The sequence below is a fragment of the Kitasatospora sp. NPDC056273 genome (assembly GCF_042268845.1).
Lineage (GTDB): Bacteria > Actinomycetota > Actinomycetes > Streptomycetales > Streptomycetaceae > Kitasatospora.
The window spans coordinates 16,160-33,974 of sequence record NZ_JBHJSJ010000078.1 but is presented as its reverse complement, the minus strand read 5'-3'; the positions used below and the strand labels follow the sequence as shown (position 1 = coordinate 33,974).

The following is a 17,815-nucleotide window of genomic DNA, read 5'->3' as shown; positions in this document are numbered from 1 at the left end:
TCGGCGCCCATCATCCGACCGGTCAGGCACAGCTCCATGGCCTTCGCCTTGCCGACCGCCCGGGTCAGCCGCTGCGAGCCGCCGATGCCCGGGATCACGCCGAGCTTGATCTCCGGCTGCCCGAACTTCGCGGTGTCCGCCGCCAGCAGGACGTCGCACAGCATGGCCAACTCGCAGCCGCCGCCCAGCGCGTAGCCCGCGACGGCCGCGACGACGGGCTTGCGCAGGGCGCCGAAGCGGTCCCAGGCGGCGAACCAGTCGCCGAGGTAGGCGTCGACGAAGTCGAGCGACTGCATCTCCTTGATGTCGGCGCCAGCCGCGAAGGCCTTCTCCGAGCCGGTGACCACCAGGCAGCCGATCTCCTGGTCCCGGTCGAACTCCGTTGCCGCCGCGACGACTTCGTTCATCAGCCGGGTGTTGAGCGCGTTGAGCGCCTTGGGCCGGTCGAGTGTGATCAGCCCCACCCGGCCCTTGCGCTCGACCCGGATCGTCCCGTACGTCATGCGGCGCCCTCCCGGAGGGTGGTGATGATGGCGGAGAAGTCCAGCCCGGCGCCCTCGTCCTGGGCGAAGGCAGCGTACAACTCGGCGGCCCGTCGGCCCAGTTCGGCCGGGACGGCGGAGGCGGTGGCGGCGTCGGCGGCCAGCCCGAGGTCCTTGGCCATCAGGGTGGCCGCGAATCCGGCCGCGTAGTCGCGGTTGGCGGGGCTGGCCGGGACGGGGCCGGGGACGGGACAGTTGGCGGTGAGCGCCCAGCACTGGCCGGAGGCGGTGGAGGCCACGTCGAACAGGGCCTGGTGGCTGAGCCCGAGGCTCTCCCCGAGGACGAAGGCCTCGCTGACCGCGATCATGGAGACGCCGAGGATCATGTTGTTGCAGATCTTCGCCGCCTGGCCGGCGCCGGACCCTCCGCAGTGGACGACCCGCCGGCCCATCGCCGCCAGCAGCGGCTCGGCGTCGGCGAAGTCGGCGGCGTCCGCGCCGACCATGAAGGTCAGGCCGGCCGCCTCGGCGCCGGCCACGCCGCCGGAGACCGGTGCGTCGACGGCCCGGTGCCCGGCGACCCGGGCGAGGTCGGCGGCCACCCGGGCGTCCCCGACCGCGATGGTGGAGCAGTCCACGAACAGCGCGCCGCTCGGCGCCGCTGCCGTCAACTCACCGTAGGCGTCCAGAACATGGCGTCCGGCCGGGAGCATGGTGACGACCGTCCCGGCCGCCGCCACCGCCTCCGCCGCCGAGGCGGCCACGGCGACGCCGTTCCCGGCGGCGCGCTCCCGGGCGTCCGGGGCCAGGTCGTAGCCGGTCACCCGGTGTCCGGCCTTGACGAGGTTGGCGGCCATCGGGCCGCCCATGTTGCCGAGTCCGATGAATCCGATCGTGTGGGTCACCAGCGCTCCAGGGGTGTGGTGGTGGCGAGGCCGAGTTCACGCTCGCCGAGCGGGGCGAAGTAGCGGTCCACGGCGGCGGGTTCGACGGCGCTCAGGGTCGCCGGGCTCCACCGCGGGGTGCGGTCCTTGTCGATCACCTGGGCCCGGATGCCCTCGGCGAGGTCCGGCGTGGCGAGCGCCGCGCAGGAGGTGCGGTACTCCTGGTCGAGGACGGCCTCCAGCGGGCCGAGTGCCCGGGCCCGGCGCAGGGCCGCGAGCGTCGCCTTCACGGCGGTCGGGGAGTTGGCGGCGATCCGGTCGGCGGCCTTCTTGGCCTCGGGTTCGCCGCTCTCCCGCAGCCGGTCGAGGATCTCCTCCACGCTGCCGGCCGCGTAGCAGTGGTCGATCCATCCGCGCTGGCCGTCCAGCACGCCGGCCGGCGCGGGCCCAACGTTCCGTTCCAGGGCGTCGTGGACGGGCAGTTCGGCCAGGTCGTCCAGCAGTGCGGGCAGCCGCTCGGCGGGCACGAAGTGGTCGGCGAGCCCGCACAGCAGCGCGTCCCCGGCGCCGACGGATCCCGCGGTCAGGGCAAGGTGGGTGCCCGACTCCCCCGGCGCGAGGGCGAGCAGGTAGGTGCCGCCGACGTCGGGGACGAAGCCGATGCCGGCCTCCGGCAGGGCGACCCTGGTGGTCTCCGTGACGATCCGGACGCTGCCGTGGGCGGAGACGCCGACCCCGCCGCCCATCACGATGCCGTTCATCACGGCGACGTAGGGCTTCGGGTAGCGGGCGATCCGGGCGTTGAGGCGGTACTCGTCGCGCCAGAACTCCTCGACGGCACCCGGGTCGCCGCCGGTGGCGGCGCGGTGGATGGCGACGATGTCGCCGCCCGCGCAGAAGGCCCGCTCACCGGCGCCGGTGATCACGACGGTCTCCACGTCGCCGTCCCGCTCCCACCCGTCCAGTGCGGCGGAGATCCTCCGCACCATGCCGTGGGTGAGGGCGTTCAGGGCCGCCGGGCGGTTGAGGACGATCAGTCCCGCCCGGCCCTCGCGCTGGACGAGGACCTCATCCGTACCCATCACGCGGCCCCGGTCAGGCCGCGGGCGACGATGACGCGCATGATCTCGTTGGTCCCTTCCAGGATCTGGTGCACCCGCAGGTCGCGGACGATCTTCTCGATGCCGTACTCGGCCAGGTAGCCGTAGCCGCCGTGGAGTTGGAGCGCCTGGTTGGCCACCTCGAAGCCGGTGTCGGTGGCGTGGCGCTTGGCCATCGCGCACAGCTCCGGCGCCCGGGGGTCGCCCCGGTCCAGGGCGGCGGCAGCCCGCCAGAGCAGCGAGCGGGCCGCCTCCAGCTCCGTGGCCATGTCGGCGAGCCGGAACCGCAGCGCCTGGGCGTGCAGCAGCGCGGCCCCGAACGCCTCCCGGTCGGCCAGGTGCCGGGTGGCCCGCTCCAGGGCGTCCTGCGCGCCGCCGACGGAGCAGGCGGCGATGCCGAGCCGGCCGCCGTTCAGCCCGTTCATGGCGATCCGGAAGCCCTCGCCCTCCCCGCCGAGCAGGCGGTCGGCGGGGAGCCGGACGCCGTCCAGCAGCACCTGCCGGGTCGGCTGGGCGTTCCAGCCCATCTTCTTCTCGTTCGGTCCGAAGGAGACGCCCGGGTCGTCCCGCTCCACCAGGAACGCGGAGACGCCCCGGGCCCCCGGTCCGCCGGTGCGGGCCATCACCACGTACACCTGCGAGGTCCCGGCGCCCGAGACGAACTGCTTGACACCGTCCAGGACCCAGTGGTCCCCGTGCCGGCGGGCCCGGGTGGCCAGCGCGGCGGCGTCCGAGCCCGCGCCCGGCTCGGTGAGGCAGTAGCTGCCGAGCAGCTCCGTCGAGCAGAGCCCGGGCAGCAGCCGGGCGCGCTGGGCGGGGCTGCCGTAGCGGTCGATCATCCAGGCGACCATGTTGTGGATCGACAGGTAGCCGGCGATGGACGGGCAGCCGGTCGCCAGCGCCTCGAAGACGAGCACGCCGTCCTGGCGGCCGAGTTCCGAGCCGCCCGACTCCTCCCGCACGTAGACGCCGCCGAGGCCCAGGTCGGCGGCCTTGCGCAGGACGTCGACCGGGAAGTGCTTGGCCTGGTCCCACGCGACGGCGTGCGGGGCGAGGTGCTCGCGGGCGAAGTCCCGGGTGGTCGCGACGATGGCGAGCTGGTCGTCGGTCAGATGGGTGTGCACGGCGCGCCTCAGCCCATCGTCGGGATGGTGAAGCTCGCGCCCTCCTTGGCCCCGGAGGGCCAGCGCGAGGTGACGGTGCGGGTGCGGGTGTAGAAGCGGATCGAGTCCGGCCCGTGCTGGTTGAGGTCGCCGAACGCGGAGCGCTTCCAGCCGCCGAAGGTGTGGTAGGCGATCGGCACCGGGATCGGCACGTTGACCCCGACCATGCCGGTGTTCACCCGCCGGGCGAAGTCCCGGGCGGTGTCGCCGTCCCGGGTGTAGATGGCCACCCCGTTGCCGAACTCGTGCTCGCTGGGCAGCCGCAGCGCCTCCTCGTAGTCGGCGGCACGCACCACGGTGAGCACCGGCCCGAAGATCTCCTCCCGGTAGATCCGCATGCCGGGCGTGACCCGGTCGAACAGCGAGGCGCCGAGGAAGTAGCCGTCCTCGTGCCCCGCCAGCCGGAAGTCCCGTCCGTCGACGACGAGTTCGGCGCCCTCCTCGATCCCGAGGTCCAGGTAGCCGCACACCCGCGCCAGCGCGTCGGCGCCGACCAGCGGGCCGAAGTCCGCCGCCGGGTCGTCCGAGCGCCCGACCTTGAGCGCGCCGATCCGCTCGACCAGCTTCGCCACCAGGGCGTCCGCCGTCGCCTCCCCCACCGGGACGGCCACCGAGATGGCCATGCAGCGCTCCCCGGCCGAGCCGTACCCGGCACCGATCAGCGCGTCCGCCGCCTGGTCGAGGTCGGCGTCCGGCATCACGATCAGGTGGTTCTTGGCACCGCCGAAGCACTGCGCCCGCTTCCCGTGCGCGGCGGCGGTGGCGTACACGTACTGGGCGACCGGCGTGGAGCCGACGAAGCCGAGCGCCTGGACGCGCGGGTCCTCCAGCAAGGTGTCCACGGCCTCCTTGTCGCCGTTGACGACGTTGAGCACGCCCGGCGGCAGCCCGGCCTCCAGGAACAGCTCGGCCAGCCGCAGCGGCACCGAGGGGTCGCGCTCCGAGGGCTTGAGCACGAAGGCGTTCCCGCAGGCCAGCGCGGGCGCGGCCTTCCAGAGCGGGATCATCGCCGGGAAGTTGAACGGCGTGATGCCCGCGACCACGCCGAGCGGCTGGCGCATCGAGTACACGTCAATGCCCGTCCCGGCGTTGTCGCTGAACTCGCCCTTCAGCAGGTGCGGGATTCCGGCGGCGAACTCCACGACCTCCAGGCCGCGTTGGATGTCGCCGTGGGCGTCGGCCACGGTCTTGCCGTGCTCGGCGGAGAGCAGCCGGGCCAGCTCGTCCTTCTCCTGCTCGACGAGCTGGAGGAAGCGCAGCAGGACGCGGGCCCGCCGCTGCGGGTTCCAGGCGGCCCACGCGGGCTGGGCCTGCTCGGCGTCGGCGATCACCGCCTCGACCTCGGCGCGGCTCGCCAGGGGCACCCGGGCCTGCACCCGGCCGGTGTTGGGGTCGTACACGTCGCCGAAGCGGCCGGAGGTGCCGGCGGTGGGCTTGCCGGCGATGAAGTGGGTCAGTTCTCGGACCATCGGTTCCTACTCTCGACAGGGGTGGGGAGAGGAGGAATGGAGGCCGCCGCCGGTCGGCGGGCGCACGGTGGTGCGCCCCTCGGCACGGGCGTACGGCGGTGTGACGGTACGTCAGGACGCGGGCGCCCCGGCGGTCGTCGGCACGGGACAGCCAGGCGCGGTGGAACGGAAGCAGCCCGGAGCCATGTGTGTCGTCTCCATCCTCGTGGAAAACACGAACCACCCGCGGCCGGTATCCTGACTCCCGGATCACCGCACGCCCTCAGGCCTTCCCGGCTGGCTGCCAGTGGCCGTCATCTGCGAGGACGGACTCCCCGGTCACAGTGGCGGGACCGTGCCGGACTCACACCGGCTTCCCTGACACCGCGGACCTGCCGTCGACCATATAGTTGGACGTCCTAGTAAGTCCAGGGGTACGCGCCCGCGCCGCGCCGCCGGAGGGCCGCTCACCCCCGTCCACCTGCCCGGACACGCCGGGAGCCGACCCCGAGGGACCGGCTCCGAGGGCCGACTCCGAGGGCCGACTCCGATGACCGCCGCTCAGCGGCCGGTGGTGACGACCATCCGGAAGCGGGCCCGGTTGGCCGCCATCTTCTCCACCGCCGCCGCGGTCCGCTCCAGCGGCACCTCCTCGACCCAGGCCCGCACCCCCGTCTGCGCCGCGAAGCGCAGCGTGTCCTGGGTGTCGACCGCGATGCCCGAGGAGTGCGCGTAGACCTTCCGGTCGCCCTGGATCAGCTGCAGGGCGCTCAGCTCCAGCGGCTCCGCCGGGAGTCCGACCATGACGAGCTCGCCCCGACGGGTGATCCCGTCGATCGTCGCCACCACGGCGGGCGCGTTGGTGACGGTGGACAGGACCACCTTCGCGCCCCCCAACTGCCGCAGGGCCTCGGCGACATCGCCCGCGGTGCTGTCGATGTAGTGGGCGGCGCCGAGCCGAAGCGCGAGCGGCCCCTTCTCCTGGCCGCGGGCGATGGCGACGGTGCGGAAGCCCATCTTCTCGGCGAACTGGACGCCCAGGTGGCCGAGTCCGCCGATCCCCAGGATGGCGACGGTGTCCCCGGGCCGTGCGGCGGAGCGGCGCAGGGCGTTGAAGACCGTCACCCCCGCGCAGGCCAGCGGCGCCGCCTCGACCGCGGTGAGCTCGTCCGGGACCGCCGCCAGGGCCACGGCCGGGACGACGACGGAGTCGGCGAACCCGCCCGGATAGGCGACGCCGGGGATCTCGACCCGCGCGCAGTGCAGGCCGTCGCCCGCCCGGCACGCGTCGCAGTGCCCGCAGCTGCCGCCGTACCAGCCGACCGCGACCCGGTCGCCGACCCGCCAGCCCTCCACACCCTCGCCGAGGGCGTCGACGCGGCCGGCGATCTCGTGCCCCGGGGTGATCGGGAAGGTGCTGCCGGGCAGCAGGCCGCCGGCGATGAGCAGGTCGGAGTGGCAGACCCCGCACGCCTCCACGGTGATCCGCACGGCTCCCGGACCGGGTTCCCGCGAGGGGACCTCGACCAGCTCGGGGGCCGCACCCGGCCCCGCGACCTGGACGGCGCGCAGCGCGGCGGCCGAGCCGCTGGGGGAGGTGGTCATGAGCGATCCCTTCGCCGGGTGATGTGCCCCGGAGCCCCAGGTGACCGCACCGCTCGTCCTGTTCCGGGCGCGCCTTTCGAGACGGATCGAAATGTCTCGAAAGAACTCGGAAGTAAAAGGTGGAGATAGGAATCGAACCCATCTGAACGGCCCTGCAAGCCGCCGCCTAGCCACTCGGCCACTCCACCCCGACAACGATGGAAACATTACACGCACATGAACACGGACCCTGACCAGAATTCCCCGGGAACGGCGATGTTTCACCCCATGGGACTCTTAGTGCGTCTAGTGTTATTTCTTTCGACATGGCGCCGGTAGGGTCCGACGAGCCAGCGCGTAAAAGACCGGGTGCGCTAGCCTGTGCCGATATCTCCGACCCGATGGGATTTCACTGATGGCCGTTGAGGAATCACGGTTCACCCATACCGCGGAGCCGCTCTGCGGAACCGCCGCGAACCGGTGCCAGTACAAGAACCTGCCCCTGCGCGACCTTCCCCCACTCGGCGTCGTGCGCCGCGCCAGGATCGCCCGCGAGGGCCTGCGCGAGCGCCGCGCCGACGTTCCGGCGCCCGGCCGGCCCTCCCGGTTCGCCGAGGGGGACTGGGTCCGGGTGAAGGACGAGGCCGCGGTGCGCGCCACCCTCGACGACAAGGACCGCCACCGCGGCCTGTGGTTCACCGGCAGCCAGTGGTCGTTCTGCGGCGGCGTCTACCAGGTCGAGCGCATCGTGCGCCGCATGATCGACGACCACTACCGGGTGCGTCGCCTGTCGGGCACCGTCGCCCTGGCCGGCGCCACCTGCCACGGCGCCGACGGCGCCCAGGGCTGCGGGCTGGACTGCGCCCTGCTGTTCCGCGACGAATGGCTGGAGCCCGCGCCCGCGCCGGTCCCCGCCCCCCGTCCCGTCGCCCTGTGGGCGACCGTGCGCGGCCTCGCGGAGATCCGCGCGACCCTCGACCCCGACGGGCGCCTGCACGGCGTCCCCTTCCAGCCGGGGATGGAGCACCACACCGGCACCCGTCACAGCGCCCTCGAACTGCGCCACCGGTCCCTCGCCTGGTGGCAACACCCCACCGGGGGACGCTGGTTCATCCTCGACGGCCTGCGCTGCGGTGGCGAGCCGCTCGCCACCGGCTGCGACCGGCGGTGCGCCCTGCTCTGGCACGAGTCCTGGCTGCACCTGGAGCCGGCCGCCACCGCCCCCTGAGCGACCGTCAGCGCAGCCAGCGGTCGCGCACCAGCTTCGCGGTCAGGTGCAGCGGCCCGTCCCGATCGCCGACGTAACATCGGGGAAGCGCGAACTCCCCGCCGTGGACACCGGGGCTGACCGCGCACCCGTACCCGTACCCGGTGTGCGCCACCGCCTCCACGGCGGCGTCGTCGAGCGAACCGTACGGGTAGCAGAACCCCTCGACCGACCGGCCCGTGAGGTCCTCCAGCACGTGGCGGCTGTCGGCGACCTGGGCCGCCAATTCCTGCGCCCCCAGGCCCGCCAGCCGCCGGTGCGTCAGCCCGTGCGAGCCGATCTCCACCCCCTCGGCGGCGGCCTCGCGGACCTGGGCCGCCGTCATCAGCGGCTTGCGCGGGCCCTGCTCGTCCCAGTCGTTGTACCCGCCGAGCCGGCCGGCCACCACGTAGACCGTCGCCGTGAAGTCGTACTCCGCCAGTGCGGGCAGGGCCTCCTCCACGAAGTCGCGGTATCCGTCGTCGAAGCTGAGCCCCACCTTTCCCGCGGCGGTTCCGTTCCGGTGGGAACGCATCAGCTCGCCCACCGACACCCCGCGCAGTCCGCGCGCGGACAGCCAGCGCAGCTGGCGGCGGAATCGCGCGGGGTCGACGGTGATCAGATAGGGATCCTCGGTCGCCGACGTCACCGAGTGGTACATCAACGTCCACGGGAGACGCGCCGCATCCAGGTCGGGCGCGCTTTCCGAACTATTGCGTGGTCGAACGAGTCGCATGTTCCGCTCCTGCCGTCCAGTGGCCCCGTCCGTTCAGGTGGCCCTCGGAGAAATTGCATTCTGGCAGCGTCGGGCCCGGCTTCCATTCGCGCCAGGCGACTCCGTACCATTTCACCCGGTTGCCGGAGCGGAATTCGGCGGGGCCCGCCCGGGCCGGGCCGGGGCGGCGGACGGTCAGCGGTGGTTGACGATGACGTAGATGCCCCAGCCGATCGCCGCGAGCACCAGCGCGAAAATGAGTCCGGCCAGGGTGGAGCCGACCGGGCCGGCGGTGGGCCGGACGGCCGCCGCCTCGTCGGCCGGGCCGGACGGGTCCGATGGACTGGACGGACCGGACGGACCGGACGGGTTGAGCAGGCGCAGGCCGAGGGCGAACAGCGCGGGCAGGCCGGCACCGGTGACCAGGCCCACCACGACGATCTTCCACACCGCGTCCAGGTTGATCCAGGAGTTCACGACCTCACCTCGTCCTTGACGGGCTCGGGGGCCACCGAACCGGTCCAGGCGGCGTTGACGTTCTCCGGCGTCACGGCCGGGTAGCGGGAGGCGGCGAAGAAGGCGACCGACGCCAGCACCAGCACGGTGAAGATCACCGCCACCCCGGTCGTCCCGCCGATCCCGTTCGCGGTCCAGTAGGCCACCGCGCCGACCCCCGCCGCGGCCGGCAGGGTGAGCAGCCAGGCCGCCACCATCCGGCGGGCGAGCTGCCAGCGCACCACGGCACCGCTCCGCCCGATCCCCGAGCCCAGGATCGACCCGGTGGCCACGTGGGTGGTGGAGAGCGAGTAGCCGAAGTCGGTGGAGCAGAGGATCACCGCGGCCGAGGCCGACTCGGCGGCCATCCCCTGCGGCGGCTCGATCTCCACCAGCCCCTTGCCCAGCGCGCGGATCACCCGCCAGCCGCCGATGTAGGTGCCCAGGGCGATCGCCAGCGCGCAGGAGACGATCACCCAGTCGGGCGCCTTCGCCCCGGCCTGAAGGGTGCCGTTGGCGATCAGGGCCAGGGTGATGGCGCCCATGGTCTTCTGCGCGTCGTTGGTGCCGTGGGCGAGCGACACCATGGAGGCCGAGCCGATCTGGCCGAGCCGGAACCCGCGCCCGCGCGGGCCCTCGGGCACGTCCCGGGTGAGGCGGTAGACCAGGAGGGTGCCGACCACCGCCACCCCGCCGGCGATGAACGGCGACAGCGCCGCGGGCACGATCACCTTGGAGACCAGCCCCTGCCACTTGACGGCCCCGACCCCGGCCGCCGCCACCGTCGCCCCGACCACCCCGCCGATCAGCGCGTGCGAGGAGCTGGAGGGGATCCCGAGGAACCAGGTGGCCAGGTTCCACAGGATGCTGCCGGTCAGGCCGGCGCACACCACCGTCAGGGTCACCTCCCCGCTGGCGACCAGGCCGTTGGCGATGGTCGCCGCCACGGCGGTCGACAGGAACGCGCCGACCAGGTTGAGCACCGCCGAGACGGCGACCGCGACGCGCGGCGGGAGGGCGCCGGTCACGATCGAGGTCGCCATCGCGTTGCCGGTGTCGTGGAAGCCGTTGGTGAAGTCGAAGCCCAGCGCCGTGACGACCATCAGCGCCAGGACCGCGTCGTTGCCGGTCACGGACCCGAACCTAGCCCGCGTAGCGGGACACGCCCGGTTCGGCGACGACCCGGCGCGCCGCGCGGCGAAGGGCCGCCATCCGGTCGGATCAACATACGGTCGCGCCCCCTCGCCTGCCGGACGGACCGCCCCAGGAGCCCGATCGCGTCGACGGCCTCCCCACAACCCACTCCCCCGGCGGCAGCCCGTACGGATTCCCGACCTCCGAACGGCGGGCCGTCAGCCCGTGGCCGCCACCCGCCCGATCGGGTCGCATTCACCGGCAGCGCGGGACACCGACGGGTCGGGTACGGAAGGCTCAGGGCCTTCGAGCCCCAGGCACGCGGCGCGGGACACGGCCGGCCGGGGCGGCCCGAGACCGGATTGGTGGCATGACCGTTCAGGACATCCCGGACCCCCCGAGCACCGGGACCGCCCGGCGCGGCGAGTTCGCCGAACTGTACCGGCGCGTGGCGCAGGCCGGTCTGCTGCGTCGGCGCCCGCTGTACTACGCGTGCCGGAGCGCGGCACTGCTGGCCGCGCTGGTGGGGCTGCTGGCCGGGTTCACGGCGCTCGGCGCGAGCTGGTGGCAGCTCGGCCTGGCGCCGCTCTTCGCCCTCGTACTGGGCCAGTTGGCGCTGCTCGGCCACGACGTCGCGCACCGCGCGGTGTTCGCCGACCGCCGGACGACCGACCTGGTGGGCATCGTGCTGGGGAACCTGGTGGTCGGCATGAGCTACGGCTGGTGGGTCGACGACCACAACCGGCACCACGCCCACCCGAACCGCGAGGGCCAGGACCCGGCCGCCGACTCCCTCCTCTTCGCCCGGACCGCCCAACAGGCCGATCGGGCACGGGGGTTACGGCGGTTCGTGGCACGACACCAGGCGGCACTGTTCTTCCCGCTGCTGTCCCTCCAGGCACTCGGCCTGCTCGTCGCCACCGGCCTGACCCTCACCCGCGGCACCGTCAGGTACCCGGCGCTGGAACGCACCCTCGCCGTACTGCACTACGCCGTCGCGGCGGCCCTGACCGTCCTCGTGCTCTCCCCGCTCCAGGCGCTCGCCTTCACCGCGCTGTTCGGGGCACTGTTCGGCGTCTACCTGGGCTGCATCTTCGCCCCCAACCACAAGGGCATGCCGATGACCGGCCCCGGCGCCGAGCGCACCGACTACCTCCGGCGGCAGGTGCTGCCCTCCCGCAACCTGCGGGCCGGCCGGTTCGTCCACTTCCTCTTCGGCGGCCTCGGCCTCCAGATCGAGCACCACCTCTTCCCGGCCATGCCGGTAGCGGCGCTGCGACCGGCCTCGCGCATCGTGCGCGCCTACTGCGCGGAGATCGGCGTGCCGTACGCCGAGGCGGGTCTGACCGCCTGTTTCCGGGAGATCCTGCGGGACCTGCGCGCGGTCGGCCGGTCCGTCCCGGCCCGCCCGGAGGCTGCGGCCGCGGCCGCGGCGAAGAGCACGGCACCTGCGGAGGCCGCCCGGTGAGCGGGGTCCTGCCCGGGCCGGCGGCGCCCGCCGCGGCGGGCCCGGCCCCCGGCGGCGAGCGGCTGCGGGTGGTGATCGTCGCCGAGTCCTTCGCCCCGCAGGTCAACGGCGTGGCCCACAGCGTGCTCCGGACCGCCGAGCACCTCCTGGCCCGGGGGCACGTCCCGCTGGTGGTGGCCCCGGCGGCCCAGCGCCGCACGAGCGGGAACGCCAGCGGGAGCGGAGGCGGGAGCGAGCCGTACGAGTCGGCGTACGGCTACCGGGTGGTCCGCGTCCCGTCCGTCCCGCTGCCCGGCTACCCGGAGGTGCGGGTCGCCCTCCCCGGGCGCCGGGTGGCCGACGCCGTCGAGCAGCACCGCCCCCATGTGGTGCACCTGGCGGGCCCGTTCGCCCTCGGGGCGGCCGGAGCGGCGGCGGCCGGGCGCGCGGGCGTCCCCGTCGTCGCCGTCTACCAGACCGACCTCGCCGCGTACGCCCGGACCTACCTGCCGTTCGCCGGAGCCGCCGGGGCCCGGCTGGCCTGGCACCGGCTGCGGCTCATCCACACGGCGGCCGCGCGGACCCTGGCGCCGTCCCGGGCCTCGCTCGACGCCCTGACGGCCCACGGGGTCCCCCGGGTCCACCTGTGGCCGCGCGGCGTCGACTGCGTGCGCTTCCACCCCGGCCACCGGGACGAGGCCCTGCGCCGGCGCCTCGGCCGGCCCGGCGAGGTGCTGGTCGGCTACGTCGGGCGGCTGGCGCCGGAGAAGCAGGTCGAGCGGCTGGCCGAGGTGTCCCGGCTCCCGGGCGTACGGCTGGTGGTGGTCGGCGACGGCCCCAGCCGCGCCCGACTGGCCGCCGCGCTGCCGGACGCGCTCTTCCTGGGCCGCCGCACCGGGCACGAACTCGCCCGGCTCTACGCCTCGTTCGACGTCTTCGCGCACACCGGACCGTTCGAGACCTTCGGCCAGACCCTCCAGGAGGCGATGGCCAGCGGGCTGCCCGTGATCGCCCCCGCCGTCGGCGGACCGCTCGACCTGGTCCAGCCCGGACGCACCGGCTTCCTCGTCCCGCCCGGCGCGGGCACCGGCTTCCGGGAGGCGGTGGAACGGCTCACCCGGGACGCGGAACTCCGCCGGGCGTTCGGCCGGTCGGGCCGGGCCGCGGTCGTGGAACGCAGCTGGGAGGCGGTCGGCGACCGGCTCGTCGACCACTACCGGCTCGCGCTGGCGGAGTCCTCCGCCGCGGGGCGCGGGTGAGACCGAGGAACGGACCCGTCATGCACCAGCCGCTCTCCACCGCCTACGTACCCGGCGCCCGCCCGGACGCCGACACCGCCGTGTTCCTGCACGGGCTCGGCGGCTGGACCCACAACTGGGCCGCCCTGATCGAGCGCCTCCGGTCGTCGGTGCACTGCCTGGCCCTCGACCTCCCGGGCTTCGGCCGCTCCGCTCCCCCGCCCGACGGCCTCGTCACCGTCGGGCGCCAGGCCGCGGCCGTCGCCCGCCACCTCGTCCGCACCGGGCACCGCCGCGTCCACCTGGTCGGCAACTCGCTCGGCGGCCTGACCGCCCTCCACCTCGCCGCCCACCGCCCGGAGCTGGTCGCCACCCTGACCCTCGTCTCCCCGGTCCTGCCCGCCCTCCCGCCGCCGCAAGCCCTGCGGATCTCCCTGCTGGGCCTGCCGGGCGCCGCCCGCCTGTACGCCCGGCTGCTGTCCACCCGGGGCCCCGACCGGCAGCTCGACGACCTCTACCGCCTGATCTACGCCGACCCGTCCCGCGTCAACGCCGAACAGCGGGCGACCGAAGTGCGCGAACGCCTGCGCCGCGCCGAACTCCCCTACAACCAGAAGATGTTGGTGGAGGGCGTGCGCGCCGTCGCCCGGGCCCACCTCCGACTGCCGGGCGAGCCCTCGCCCTGGCACCAGGCCCGCCGGGTCACCGCCCCCACCCTGCTCGTCTTCGGCCGCGAGGACCGCCTCGTCCCCTTCCGTACGGCGGCCCGGTCCTACACGGCCTTCCGGGACGCCCGGCTCCTCACCCTGCCCGGCGTCGGCCACGTCGCCATGCAGGAACACCCCGACGCCGTCGCCGCGGCCTTCCGCGCCCTGCTCCCGGAGGCCCGCCGCACGCCCGGCGGGTGAGCCGCGCTATTGGTCTACTCCAATCTGTCCTGAATACGTCGTCACAGCAGGCGCCGGCCTGCCGTTCACTGTTCCTCCCGGGCGGCCGGACTCACTGCCGCACGACCCGTCGACCTGGGAGGTGCGAATGCGAAGGGCCACGCCCCATCCGAAAGTTGGGGTTTCCGCCGGGCCCGGAGCCGGACGTCTTCCGGCCGAATGTCCGCTCCCCTGCGACGCAAGCTGATCTGAGGGGTAGTCAAAAGGTCACCCCCACAGTGAACTTGGAGACCCCATGGCCATTCGCGCGTCCTGTCGCCCCCTGGTCCTCACCCTGCTCCTGTCCCTGGCCGCGGCCGGATGCGGCGGCTCCGGCTCGGGCAGCGGTTCCGGGGCCGGCGGCAAGCTGACGGTGTGGCTGGCCGTGGACGCCCAGGAGAACTGGCCACAACTGGTCCAGTCCACCAACGACCGCTTCACCAAGGCCCACCCCGGGGTCCGGGTCGACGTCCAGTACCAGCAGTGGACGACGAAGAACCAGAAGCTGGACGCCGTCCTCGCCGGGAAGAACGTGCCCGACGTGGTGGAGATGGGCAACAGCGAGACCACCAACTACATCGTCAACGGCGCCTTCGCCACCCTCGACCCGGCCCGCTTCGACCAGTCGGACGCCTGGCTGCCGGCGCTCGCCGACGCCTGCCGCGACAACGGCAAGGCCTACTGCGTGCCCTACTACGTCGGGGCCCGGGTCGGTGTCTACCGCACCGACTACTTCACCCAGGCCGGTGTGCCGGGCGCCCCGAAGACGTACCCCGAACTGCTCTCCGCGTTCGACCGGCTGAAGAGCACCTTCGGCACCCAGGACCCGAACTTCTCCGCCCTCTACATGCCCGGCCGCTACTGGTACGCGGCCATGGCCTTCCTGAAGGACGCGGGCGGCGAGATCGCGGTGAAGGACGGCAACCGCTGGAAGGCCTCGCTGTCCTCGCCCAACTCCGTCGCCGGGCTCACCGAGTGGAAGCGGCTGATCGACGCCTACTACGTCGGCGACCGCGCCAAGGACAACGGCGACCAGCCGGCCGTCGTCGGCCAGGGCCGCGTGGGCGTCTTCTACGGCAACACCTGGGAGGCCGGCGCCGCCGCCGACGAGCGCTCCGGCGGGGACCCGAAGCTGAAGGACAAGTTCGCCACCTTCCCCTTCCCCGGCCCGTCCGGAAAGCTCCTGCCGCCCTTCCTCGGCGGCTCCACCCTGGCCGTGCCGGCCAAGTCGACGCGCAAGGACCTGGCCGCCGACTGGATCAGGCTGTTCACCGACCGGGAGTCCCAGAAGACGCTGATCGCCGCGAACACCCTGCCCAACAACACCACCCAGCTGACCGAGGTCGCCGCCGGCGGCATCAACGGCCCCGCTGCCCAGGCCGCGGCGACCGGGGGCTGGATGACCCCGTTCGCGCCCGGCTGGACGTCGGTGGAGAAGTCCAACGTCCTACCCGAGATGCTGGAGCGGATCGCCAACGGCAAGGCGTCGGTGCAGGACGCCGCGCGGGAGGCGGACCGGCGGATCGACGAAGTGATCAATGAGCGCTGACCGGGTCCGGCGGCGGCGTCCGCTGCTGCCGTACCTGCTGATCGGCCCGACCGTCCTCGCGCTCGTCCTGGTGCTCGGCTACCCGCTCGTGGACATGGTCGTCCTCTCCTTCCAGGACATGACCCGCGAGCAGCTGTTCGGCGGCACCTCGCCGCCGTGGGCCGGGCTGGACCAGTTCCGCAGGATCCTCGGGGACGGGTTCTTCTGGACGGTGGTCGCCCGCACGGTGCTCTTCACCGCGGTGTGCGTCGCCCTCACCGTGCTCTGCGGGCTGTTCACCGCCCGGCTGATGCACCGGGTCTCCCCGTGGGTGCGCGCCGTCATCGCCGGGGTGCTGGTCACCGTGTGGGCCATGCCCGTCATGGTCGCCTCGTCGGTCTTCCGCTGGCTCTTCGACGCCGACTACGGCGTGGTGAACTGGCTGCTCTCGAACCTGCCCGGGGTCGACCTGGCCCGCCACAACTGGTTCACCAACCCCTGGCAGGGGTTCACCGTCATCGTCGCCGTCGTGGTGTGGGGCTCGCTGCCGTTCGCCGCGATCACCCTGCGGGCCGCGCTGGCCCAGGTCCCGCCCGAACTGGAGGAGTCCGCGGTCCTCGACGGGGCCCGGCCCCTCCAGGTCTTCCGGCACGTCACCCTGCCGGTGATCAGACCGGTCCTCGTCATGGTGACCACGCTGTCGGCCATCTGGGACTTCGGCGTCTTCAACCAGATCTGGCTCATGCGCGGCGGCCAGCCCGAGCGGGAGTACTACCTGCTGGGCGTCTACTCCTTCATCGAGTCCTTCGCCGTGAACCGGTACAGCACCGGGGCCGCGATCGCGCTCGTGACCGTCGTCCTGCTGCTCGCCGGATCGGTCGTCCACCTGCGTCAGATGCTCAGGACGGGAGAGATCGAATGAGGCGACGGCGGTCGCTGGGCCACGACCTGCTCGGACTGCTCGTCGCCGCGGTGATCGGCTTCCCCGTCTACTGGATGGTGCTCACCGCGTTCCGGCCGGCCACCGAGATCCTGAGCCTGCCACCGAAGTTCTGGCCGGGCCGCCCCACGCTCGACAACTTCGCCCGGGCGCTGGGCACCGAGACCTTCTGGGCCAACGTCCGCTCCAGCGTCGTCATCGGCATCGGCACCGTCCTGGTGTCGCTGGTCGTCGGCGCGCTCGCCGCCTTCGCCCTCGCCCGCTTCCGCTTCGCGGGCCGCAAGGCCTTCGTCGTGGTGATCCTCATCGTCCAGATGGTCCCGCTGACGGCCCTGATCATCCCGGTCTACCTGCTGCTGAACGACGTCGGGATGACGGACAGCCTCACCGGCGTGGTCCTCACCTACCTGGTGTTCACGCTGCCGTTCACGGTCTGGATGCTGCGCGGCTTCATCGCCGGGGTCCCCGTGGAACTCGAGGAGGCGGCCATGGTCGACGGCTGCGGCCGGCTCGGCGCGTTCCGCCGGGTGGTGCTCCCGCTGCTCGCACCCGGCATCGTCGCCACCTCCGTCTTCGCCCTCGTCCAGGCGTGGAACGAGTACGTCCTCGTCTACATCCTGCTGTCGACTCCGGAGAAGCAGACCGTCAGCATCTGGCTGGTCTCCTTCCAGACCAGCTTCGGGACCGACTACGGCGGTCTCATGGCCGGTGCCACCCTGACCGCCCTGCCCGTCGTGGTCTTCTTCCTCCTCGTCCAGCGCAGGATCGCCTCCGGCCTCGCCGTCGGCGCGGTCAAGGGCTGAGCCCCGCCGCGCCGGAAGCCGGCCGCCGGGCGGCGCCGACGACCTACCCGGGGCGGCCTGTCCCGGGACGGGCCCGCAGCCCGGTTCGCGGTGCCGGGATCTGGAGTACCGCGTGCCGGGAGCCCGGCCCGGGCAGCAGCGTGCAGGTCGAGCGGCACGGGACGAAGAGCACCTGGCCGCCCCGGAGCCGGACCGCCAGCGGCACCCGGTGCGCGTCGGTCGGGGCGGTCGGGGCCGTGGAGCCGGTCGGACCGGGGTTCGTACCGGTCGAGGCGGTCGAGGCGGTCGAGGCGTCGACCAGGATCTCGGTGACGGAGGACAGCTGGAGTACCAGGAGTTCCGACTCGGCCTGTCGCGTCTGGACCGCGTGCGGGTCCGCGGGGTCCTGCGGGAGGGCCCGGACGGTGACGCCCAGCAGTGCGCTCAGCCCGGCGGCGAGGGCTGCCGTGTCCTCCGCCGTGGACGGGTCGCCGGTGACGGGGGGCTCGTAGTCCGTCCAGAGGACGGCCGGCCCTCCACCGGTCCGGGCCGAGAGGAACGCGGCCAGTTCCAGGAGGTAGCCGCCCTCGTCGGCCGGTTCGTTCTCCTGATCGTCCGGCCCCCACTGCACCGTCGTCCTCCGTTCCGGAGCCTCGCGTCGGGAGGCTTCCCTTCGCCGGGCTCCATCATGGGTTCCCGTGGT

At 73.4% G+C, this 17,815-nt stretch carries 17 protein-coding genes, 1 tRNA gene and 1 riboswitch; of the genes, 7 read left to right on the top strand and 11 right to left on the bottom strand.

The features are described from left to right. From ACFCY1_RS38280 to ACFCY1_RS38250, 7 genes are all read right to left on the bottom strand, one after another. Positions 1-503 (bottom strand): enoyl-CoA hydratase-related protein (locus ACFCY1_RS38280; protein ID WP_375877512.1); only part of this gene is annotated, 503 nt, incomplete at its 3' end. Then, positions 500-1,387, bottom strand: a complete 888-nt coding sequence (mmsB, locus tag ACFCY1_RS38275; RefSeq protein WP_375877511.1) for a 3-hydroxyisobutyrate dehydrogenase — start codon at positions 1,385-1,387, stop codon at positions 500-502. The genes mmsB and ACFCY1_RS38280, both read right to left, overlap by 4 nt. After that, positions 1,384-2,448, bottom strand: coding sequence for an enoyl-CoA hydratase/isomerase family protein (locus ACFCY1_RS38270; protein WP_375877510.1), 1,065 nt, complete (start codon positions 2,446-2,448; stop codon positions 1,384-1,386). Before ACFCY1_RS38270 ends, mmsB begins: the two co-directional genes overlap by 4 nt. Further along, the gene (locus ACFCY1_RS38265) at positions 2,448-3,590 is read right to left on the bottom strand and encodes an acyl-CoA dehydrogenase family protein (protein ID WP_375877509.1); all 1,143 of its coding nucleotides are present in this window, start codon (positions 3,588-3,590) and stop codon (positions 2,448-2,450) included. Before ACFCY1_RS38265 ends, ACFCY1_RS38270 begins: the two co-directional genes overlap by 1 nt. An 8-nt stretch (positions 3,591-3,598) precedes the next feature. Next, on the bottom strand, positions 3,599-5,098 hold the full coding sequence (locus tag ACFCY1_RS38260; RefSeq protein ID WP_375877508.1) for a CoA-acylating methylmalonate-semialdehyde dehydrogenase: 1,500 nt from the start codon (positions 5,096-5,098) through the stop codon (positions 3,599-3,601). A 209-nt stretch (positions 5,099-5,307) separates the two neighbouring features. Continuing rightward, a riboswitch (cobalamin riboswitch) is annotated at positions 5,308-5,499 on the bottom strand. A gap of 139 nt (positions 5,500-5,638) precedes the next feature. Beyond that, complete coding sequence (locus ACFCY1_RS38255; protein WP_375877507.1) at positions 5,639-6,682, bottom strand: alcohol dehydrogenase catalytic domain-containing protein; 1,044 nt, start codon at positions 6,680-6,682, stop codon at positions 5,639-5,641. Positions 6,683-6,799: 117 nt separating this feature from the next. Further along, a tRNA-Cys gene (locus ACFCY1_RS38250) sits at positions 6,800-6,870 on the bottom strand. A 206-nt stretch (positions 6,871-7,076) separates the two neighbouring features. Here ACFCY1_RS38250 and ACFCY1_RS38245 point away from each other — a divergent pair. Next, positions 7,077-7,889 (top strand): hypothetical protein, encoded by an 813-nt coding sequence (locus ACFCY1_RS38245; RefSeq protein WP_375877506.1) that lies wholly within the window; start codon positions 7,077-7,079, stop codon positions 7,887-7,889. Between the two features lie 7 nt (positions 7,890-7,896). On the opposite strand, the gene ACFCY1_RS38240 is transcribed toward ACFCY1_RS38245, so the two are convergent. The 3 genes from ACFCY1_RS38240 to ACFCY1_RS38230 form a co-directional block, all read right to left on the bottom strand. Next, positions 7,897-8,556, bottom strand: coding sequence for a polysaccharide deacetylase family protein (locus ACFCY1_RS38240; RefSeq protein WP_375877505.1), 660 nt, complete (start codon positions 8,554-8,556; stop codon positions 7,897-7,899). 261 nt (positions 8,557-8,817) lie between these two features. Beyond that, positions 8,818-9,099, bottom strand: coding sequence for a hypothetical protein (locus ACFCY1_RS38235; protein ID WP_117486429.1), 282 nt, complete (start codon positions 9,097-9,099; stop codon positions 8,818-8,820). Next, positions 9,096-10,250 carry an inorganic phosphate transporter gene (locus tag ACFCY1_RS38230; RefSeq protein ID WP_241852963.1) on the bottom strand — a complete coding sequence of 385 codons (1,155 nt, stop codon included), beginning with the start codon at positions 10,248-10,250 and terminating at the stop codon, positions 9,096-9,098. The genes ACFCY1_RS38235 and ACFCY1_RS38230 overlap by 4 nt, the downstream gene beginning before the upstream one ends. Positions 10,251-10,621: 371 nt before the next feature. Here ACFCY1_RS38230 and ACFCY1_RS38225 point away from each other — a divergent pair, with 371 nt between their 5' ends. The 6 genes from ACFCY1_RS38225 to ACFCY1_RS38200 all read left to right on the top strand — a co-directional run bounded on the left by ACFCY1_RS38225 (position 10,622) and on the right by ACFCY1_RS38200 (position 17,133). Continuing rightward, the gene (locus ACFCY1_RS38225) at positions 10,622-11,719 is read left to right on the top strand and encodes a fatty acid desaturase family protein (RefSeq protein ID WP_375877504.1); all 1,098 of its coding nucleotides are present in this window, start codon (positions 10,622-10,624) and stop codon (positions 11,717-11,719) included. 62 nt (positions 11,720-11,781) lie between these two features. Then, a complete protein-coding gene (locus ACFCY1_RS38220; RefSeq protein ID WP_375877514.1) occupies positions 11,782-12,957 on the top strand; it encodes a glycosyltransferase family 4 protein in 1,176 nt (391 codons plus the stop codon). A gap of 20 nt (positions 12,958-12,977) precedes the next feature. Next, on the top strand, positions 12,978-13,844 hold the full coding sequence (locus ACFCY1_RS38215; RefSeq protein ID WP_375877503.1) for an alpha/beta fold hydrolase: 867 nt from the start codon (positions 12,978-12,980) through the stop codon (positions 13,842-13,844). Positions 13,845-14,118: 274 nt separating this feature from the next. After that, a complete protein-coding gene (locus ACFCY1_RS38210; protein ID WP_375877502.1) occupies positions 14,119-15,411 on the top strand; it encodes an extracellular solute-binding protein in 1,293 nt (430 codons plus the stop codon). Further along, entirely contained in the window at positions 15,401-16,312 is a 912-nt protein-coding gene (locus tag ACFCY1_RS38205) for a carbohydrate ABC transporter permease (protein ID WP_049653367.1), read from the top strand. The genes ACFCY1_RS38210 and ACFCY1_RS38205 overlap by 11 nt, the downstream gene beginning before the upstream one ends. Next, positions 16,309-17,133, top strand: coding sequence for a carbohydrate ABC transporter permease (locus ACFCY1_RS38200; protein WP_053112138.1), 825 nt, complete (start codon positions 16,309-16,311; stop codon positions 17,131-17,133). The genes ACFCY1_RS38205 and ACFCY1_RS38200 overlap by 4 nt, the downstream gene beginning before the upstream one ends. A gap of 43 nt (positions 17,134-17,176) precedes the next feature. Here the strand turns inward: ACFCY1_RS38200 and ACFCY1_RS38195 are convergent, their stop codons facing one another. After that, complete coding sequence (locus ACFCY1_RS38195) at positions 17,177-17,743, bottom strand: hypothetical protein (RefSeq protein WP_049653366.1); 567 nt, start codon at positions 17,741-17,743, stop codon at positions 17,177-17,179. Positions 17,744-17,815 lie beyond the last annotated feature (72 nt).

Coding starts and splice junctions, on each gene's coding strand:
- ACFCY1_RS38270 (WP_375877510.1), bottom strand. CDS start 2,448: ATGGGTACGGATGAGGTCCTCGTCCAGCGCGAGGGCCGGGCGGGACTG.
- ACFCY1_RS38260 (WP_375877508.1), bottom strand. CDS start 5,098: ATGGTCCGAGAACTGACCCACTTCATCGCCGGCAAGCCCACCGCCGGC.
- ACFCY1_RS38255 (WP_375877507.1), bottom strand. CDS start 6,682: ATGACCACCTCCCCCAGCGGCTCGGCCGCCGCGCTGCGCGCCGTCCAG.
- ACFCY1_RS38245 (WP_375877506.1), top strand. CDS start 7,077: ATGGCCGTTGAGGAATCACGGTTCACCCATACCGCGGAGCCGCTCTGC.
- ACFCY1_RS38225 (WP_375877504.1), top strand. CDS start 10,622: ATGACCGTTCAGGACATCCCGGACCCCCCGAGCACCGGGACCGCCCGG.
- ACFCY1_RS38215 (WP_375877503.1), top strand. CDS start 12,978: ATGCACCAGCCGCTCTCCACCGCCTACGTACCCGGCGCCCGCCCGGAC.
- ACFCY1_RS38210 (WP_375877502.1), top strand. CDS start 14,119: ATGGCCATTCGCGCGTCCTGTCGCCCCCTGGTCCTCACCCTGCTCCTG.
- ACFCY1_RS38205 (WP_049653367.1), top strand. CDS start 15,401: ATGAGCGCTGACCGGGTCCGGCGGCGGCGTCCGCTGCTGCCGTACCTG.
- ACFCY1_RS38200 (WP_053112138.1), top strand. CDS start 16,309: ATGAGGCGACGGCGGTCGCTGGGCCACGACCTGCTCGGACTGCTCGTC.